Annotated in this window: 1 protein-coding gene; it reads right to left on the bottom strand. The window is 73.1% G+C overall.

What is annotated here, in order from left to right; genetic code table 11:
• Window positions 1–178 precede the first annotated feature (178 nt).
• A partial coding sequence (locus KUTG_RS35310; protein WP_232241144.1) for an ATP-binding protein occupies window positions 179–2,307 on the bottom strand: 2,129 nt, incomplete at its 5' end.

Genomic DNA, 2,307 nt, shown 5'->3' with positions numbered 1-2,307 from the left:
CTTGGCCCGGGACAGCGGTCGCCCGCATTCCCGGTACGACGTCGCCGCCCGCAGCAGTTCCTCGCCGTCGCCGTCGACCAGCCCACGGCAGTAGGCCGCGGCGGCGATGCGGTGCCCCACATCGGAACCGGCGGCCAGGGCGACAACACGCTCGGTCGTCGCCCGCGCGGCGTCGAGATCACCCTATAGCCGTCGCGAGCCGGACGATCTCGGGCAGCACGTCGTCGGAGTCGGAGGTGCGCAGCGCGGCCAGCGCCCCGGCCGGATCGCCGTCCTGCTCCAGCCCCAGGCTCGTGACCAGCACCAGGTGCAGCACGGACCGGCCGCCGACCTGCGCCGACCGAGCGATGTCGAGATGCCGTTGCGCGGCAACGTGATCGCCGCGATGCAGGTGGATCAGCGCACCGATGCCGTGGTCGCTGGCCGCCACCACCGCGTCCTTCAGCTCGTTGGCCACGAGGTCGACATCGACCAACGCGTCGTCCCAGTGGCCCGAGTCGTACGACAGTTGTACGAGGGCACTCTGCGCCTGCCCCGCCCGCACCGTGTTGCCGACGTGCTCGGCCAGCTGGCGAACGTCCAGCGCGGCGGTCACCGCCTCGTCGCAACGGTCGACGCCGCCCAGCGCCACGGCCCGGTTGATCCGCAGCAGCAGGCTCAACTCGGCGGTTCCGCCGTCTCGGCCGATCACCCGCACGGCACGATCGAGCAACTCCAGCGCGGCGGCCATGTGCCCGCGCTGGATCAACACGATGCTGCGCACGTGCATCGACCAGCCCACGGCCCATTCGTCGTCGGGCGCGGCATCGGCGGCGTCGAGCGCGGCCTTCTCCGCCGCGTCGGTGTCTCCGTGATTGAAATGGGCGCGGGCGGTCAGCACGAGCAGCCGCGCCCGCACCCGGCCGGTGGTGTTCGGGTCCGACAGCGCGCGGTCCAGCTCGACCAGCGACTGCGCGTTGCGGCCGCCGATGTTGCGGCACTGCCACAACACGTGGTGCAGCCACACGATCTGGACCGGGTCGGCGGACAGCGCGAGGGCACGGGTGGCGACCTGCTCGGCCTCGTCGAAGTCGCCGGTGCGGTACAGCGCGTCGGCGAACCGGCTGGCCAGCGCCAGCCGCCGCGCGTCCCAGCTGGGCGTGGCGAGCACCTGCCGGAGCAGGTCGACGGCCGCCGACGGGGACTGGCCGATGAGCGCGCCGACGTTGTCGGACAACCAGTCCACGGTCCACTCGTCGGAGCCGGAGGCGACCAGCAGCTGCTTGGCCACCCGTTCGACCGGGGAGCCGGCGTCGGCCAGCAGCCGTGCGGCTTCGAGGTGCCACGCGGTCCGCACCGGCGGCGACATGCGTTCGTACACCGCGGATCGCACCAGCGCATGCCGGAACGACAGACCGTCCCCCGCCTCGACGAGCACGCCGGCCGCCGCGGCCTGATCCAGCGCGGGCAGCAGCTCGACCACGGAGCGGCCGAGCACGACGCCGAGATCGGCGACGGAGAACACCACACCGATCAGGGTCGCGGCCCGCAGCACGTGCCGGGTCTGGTCGGACAGGAAGTCCAGCCGGTGGTCGATCGCCGCGGCCAGCGAGCCCGGCCGGTCCGCGCCACCGGCCACCGCGCTGACAAGTTCCGTTGTGTACAAAGGGTTTCCGGCCGCACCCTCGGCGTGCCGGAGCAGCTCGTCGGTCGGCTGCGTGCCGACCAGCTGCGCGACCAGCTCGCCGATCGCGTCCGCCGGCAGCGGACCCAGGCTGACCTGGCCGTCGGCGCCGAGCTGCCGCCACAACGCCGACAGGTCGTCGCGGACCGGGACCGGGCGCAGCGTGCCGATCAGCAGCAGCGGCAGCTGGTCCACCAGTCGCACCAGCCGGCTGAACACCGCGACGGTCACCTTGTCCGCCCACTGGAGATCGTCGAGCGCGAGCACCAGCGGACCGTCCGCGCAGAGCTCCTCGACCATGCCCAGCACGCGTTCCGCGGCCACCGCGGTCGGGTCGACGACCGTCGGGACCTCGCCGCGCAGCAGCCGCAGCACCGCCTGTCCCTCGTCGGAACGCTCCGCGCGCAGGGCCTCAAGCAGCGGCAACAGGGGCAGCAACCGGCCCAGTTCGTCGCCGGCGCCCCAGTGCACGCGGCAGCCGCTTTCCAGGGCGGTGTCGCACACGGCGCGCAGCAGCGTGGTCTTGCCGATGCCGGGCTCGCCGTCGACCAGCGTCGCGCCACCGCGGCCACCGGCGAGTTCACGCACTCGGACGGTCAGCCGGGCCAGCTCACGACTCCGCCCGATCAGCATGCGCGCCAGAA

This window comes from Kutzneria sp. 744 (assembly GCF_000568255.1).
Classification (GTDB): domain Bacteria; phylum Actinomycetota; class Actinomycetes; order Mycobacteriales; family Pseudonocardiaceae; genus Kutzneria.
This window is presented reverse-complemented; position numbering and strand designations above follow the sequence as displayed.